The following is a 3,555-nucleotide window of genomic DNA, read 5'->3' on the forward strand; positions in this document are numbered from 1 at the left end:
ACGGGCTCGCCCGCACCATAGTGCGTCGACGTCGACCGCGATCGACCCAGCCAGCATCGACCCGACCAGCCCCGGCCACAAGCGCGACCACACGCGAACTCTCGATCACCACGACGCGGCAACGCCCGCCCAACAGCTAACTTATCCAGTTAGGAAACGTGACTAACTAGGAACTAGCCGGAGTGTAGGGCGGCCCACGGAGGCGGTCAAGGTGTTCTGTGACCTGGCAATCACGGTCCGTAGACCGGGTGGATCACGCCTTCGGTCCTGCTGGACGGCCCTCGCGCTCGCGGTTCTGTGCGGCGCCGCTGCCTGTACTAACGGCGGCAGCGATGGCTCCAACGCGGCGAGCACGGCGGACTGGCGGGGCCATCTCGTCGCCGCGACCGACGCGCCGAGTGCCCAGGACTCCCCCGCCGCGCCCGCCGACACGGCCGTGTTGACTCAACGGGGTGACAATAGCCGCGTCGGCTGGAACGGCAACGAGACCACGCTGAACGACAGCAATGTCAGCTCCGGCGACTTCGGCCGGCGCATCGCCTATCCCGTGGACGGGAAGATTTACGCGCAGCCGCTCTTCGTGCCCGGGCTGCACGTGGCCGGTGGCGTACACAACACGGTCATCGTCGCGACCGAGAACGACAGCCTCTACGCGTTCGACGCCGATGCGGCCACCGCGTCGGCCGCCGGCCCGGGTCCGGACGCCGCGGCCGCCCCGGCTCCGCTGTGGCATACGTCCTTCCTGGTCAACGGCGCCACCGCAGTGCCCTCGGCAGGCCTGAAGTGCACCTCGATCACTCCCACCTTCGGCATCGTCGGGACCCCCGTGATCGATCCGGCCACTGACACGCTCTACGCGGTGGTCGCGCTGAAGATCGGCTCGACGCTCGCCGACTACATCCACGCCGTCGACATCCGCACGGGGCGGGACACGATGCGGCCGGTGCTGATCTCGGCGTCGGTGCCGGGCACCGGGTCGGGGTCGAGCGGCGGCGTGCTGACGTTCTCAGCACACGATGAGCAGCAGCATGCGGGACTGTTGCTCGACAACGGCGTGGTCTACGTCGCGTTCGCGTCCTACTGCGACCACGACCCGAACCACGGCTGGATTCTCGGCTACCAGGCGAGCGACCTGCGCCGCACGACCGTGTACAACTCGACCCCGAACAGCTTCGACGGCGGCATCTGGCAGTCGGCCACCGCGCTCGCCGCGGACGCGCAGGGGGACATCTACTTCATCACCGGAAACGGCGGCTTCGACCTGAACACCGGCGGCAAGGACGCCTCTGACGCCGTCCTGCGCATGCGGCCGGAAAACGGCACGCTGAGCGTGATCGACTACTTCTCGCCGTTCTACCAGAGCTGCCTCAACAACCACGACCAGGACTACGGCTCGGGCGCGCCGCTTCTGCTGCCGAACGAGATCATCGCGATCGGCAAGGAGGGCGCCATCGACGTCCTCGACCGCACCCACCTCGGCGGCTACCGCACGATCCCGAATCCGTGCAAGAACATGAACGACACGTCGATCGACGACGTGGTCCAGGAGACCCCGCCGCAGACGGTGGTCGGCGGGGTCTGGAGCGCCGAGACGGCCTGGACCAGTTCGCAGGCGGAGTACGTATACACGGCGGGCGAGTCCGACCATCTGTCCGCGTGGCGGCTGGCGAACGGGAAGCTGGCGATCGCCCCAGCGTCCCAGGCTCCTGAGACGCTGGTCTACCCCGGCGGCATCCCGGTCGGCTCCAGTAACGGAGCCGCCCCGGCCAGCGGCATCGTCTGGATCCTGGATCAGGAGAACGGACCCGCGTTGCGCGCTTACGCGGCGGACGACCTGACAAAGGAGCTGTACAGCACAACCCAGGACCCGTCCCGGGACGCGGTGCCGACGTACGACAACTTCGTCCTGCCGACGGTCGCCGACGGCCGCGTCTTCCTCGGCACCGGCGGCGAGCTCATCGTCTACGGCCTGTTGAAGTAGTCGGACACCTACGCGTTCTTGCTGAACATCATCTCGGCGTTGCGCAGCGACTGATCGATGTGCCGAAGCCGCGCGGAAGCATCACGCGCTCATAAGCGGCGACCCCGACCCCGCCTGAATCGACATATACGAATCATGTGCAAGGTGCGATCACGAGGTGGCGGTGTCAACCCTGACGATCTGCGGCGGGCAAGATCACCTGTCTTACGCGAGAATAGGCCGTTTCTTAGGGCACGAAGTCGGCCCTCGTCGTGCGCAGCGTGGGTGGCTGTGCCTGCGTGTTGAGACGCCACGCTCGCGGTGTTGTCCCGTTGCCGCGTCGGAACACCCTGGCGAAGTATCCGGGGTCGGGTAGTCCGACGCGGCGAGCGATCTCGTTGACCGGCAGGTCGGTTTCGGTCAGCAGCCGCCGGGCCTGCGCCATGCGCCGTTCGGTGATCCAGTCGCCGAGGGTGCCCCCGGTCCGGCGTCGCACCAGAGTCGTCAGGTGGCCGGGGGTCATTCCGACGCTCTTGGCGACCTCTCGGGGAGATAAGGGTTCGGCGAAGCGCTTTTCGATCGTGTCGAATACTTCTGCCAACAGCGTCTCGTTGCTGCGTCTCAGGTCGCCGACCACGTCCGTGGCCAGGCGCGCGACGTCGACGAGCAGGACGGTCAGATAGGCGAGAACGGCCTGCCGATATCCCTCGTCGCGGTCTGAGAGTTCTGTCTCGATCGCGGCGATCGTCGCAGACCAAATAGGCCGCCGCGCGGGCGGTACGTGGAGGCGCAGCAATCCGCCCGGGACCGCGTGCAGGAACGGAAGCAGCAAGGGATGGGCGCGCCAGGACGACCACGGTGCCTGGATGTCGCCGCCCAGAGCGGTGGGATCGAAGAACAGTCCACGCCCGGAGGCGATGGTGGTCACGATGCCCGGATTGATGACTTCGTCGGCGGCCACCACGTAGGCATCGCCGTCTTGAATCGACTCGGACGAGTCGCCGGCGACCGGCTGTCGGGCGCGCTCGACGTAGAGCAGCACCGGGAATTCGTGAATGTGCCGCCGCCCGTGGCCGGGCTGGTGGCCGTCGTCAAACCGCAGCACCGAGACCGGCGGCACCTGCGGGGCGGTCTGATAGCGGTATACCGGCACGCCATCGCGGTATCGCACCGCCCTCACCATCGTGGTCACGCCACCAAAGATAGTCCTATTTCTGCCGACGATCGACCGATCACCGCGCTAGATCAGGTATCACCATGGATTGCATGACCAAGCATCGTCCCATCTCAGCCACGGCAACAGCTGCCGAGGACCCCCACGACTACCTGCCGGCTGCCGGGCGCGACGCCCTGTTGCCGTTCTACGATCTGTTCACCGCGGCGCTCGGTGTGGCAAAGGTCCATCGCAGGCTGATCGACCAAGCTCAGCTCGCCGACGGACAGCACGTGCTCGAGATCGGCTGCGGCACCGGAAATCTGTCCGTGCGCGCCAAGCGGACCCGTCCCGGAATTCAGCTGATCGGCTCCGATCCGGATCCGCGCGCGCTCGCCCTCGCCCGGCGCAAAGCCCGCAACCTCAAGGGCATCAGTTTCGA

At 67.0% G+C, this 3,555-nt stretch carries 3 protein-coding genes; 2 read left to right on the forward strand and 1 reads right to left on the reverse strand.

Annotated features, from left to right (window positions below; genetic code table 11):
• The first annotated feature begins 439 nt into the window (after positions 1-439).
• Positions 440-1,981 carry a hypothetical protein gene (locus tag VGZ32_RS25005; protein ID WP_326888640.1) on the forward strand — a complete coding sequence of 514 codons (1,542 nt, stop codon included), beginning with the start codon at positions 440-442 and terminating at the stop codon, positions 1,979-1,981.
• A 226-nt stretch (positions 1,982-2,207) separates the two neighbouring features.
• On the opposite strand, the gene VGZ32_RS25010 is transcribed toward VGZ32_RS25005, so the two are convergent.
• Positions 2,208-3,152 carry a helix-turn-helix transcriptional regulator gene (locus VGZ32_RS25010; RefSeq protein ID WP_414642594.1) on the reverse strand — a complete coding sequence of 315 codons (945 nt, stop codon included), beginning with the start codon at positions 3,150-3,152 and terminating at the stop codon, positions 2,208-2,210.
• Between the two features lie 74 nt (positions 3,153-3,226).
• Between VGZ32_RS25010 and VGZ32_RS25015 the strand changes: the two genes are divergently transcribed.
• The coding region (locus tag VGZ32_RS25015) for an SAM-dependent methyltransferase (RefSeq protein WP_326888641.1) at positions 3,227-3,555 on the forward strand (329 nt) is incomplete at its 3' end.

The organism is Actinocrinis sp. (assembly GCF_035938995.1).
Lineage (GTDB): Bacteria > Actinomycetota > Actinomycetes > Streptomycetales > Catenulisporaceae > DASZGI01.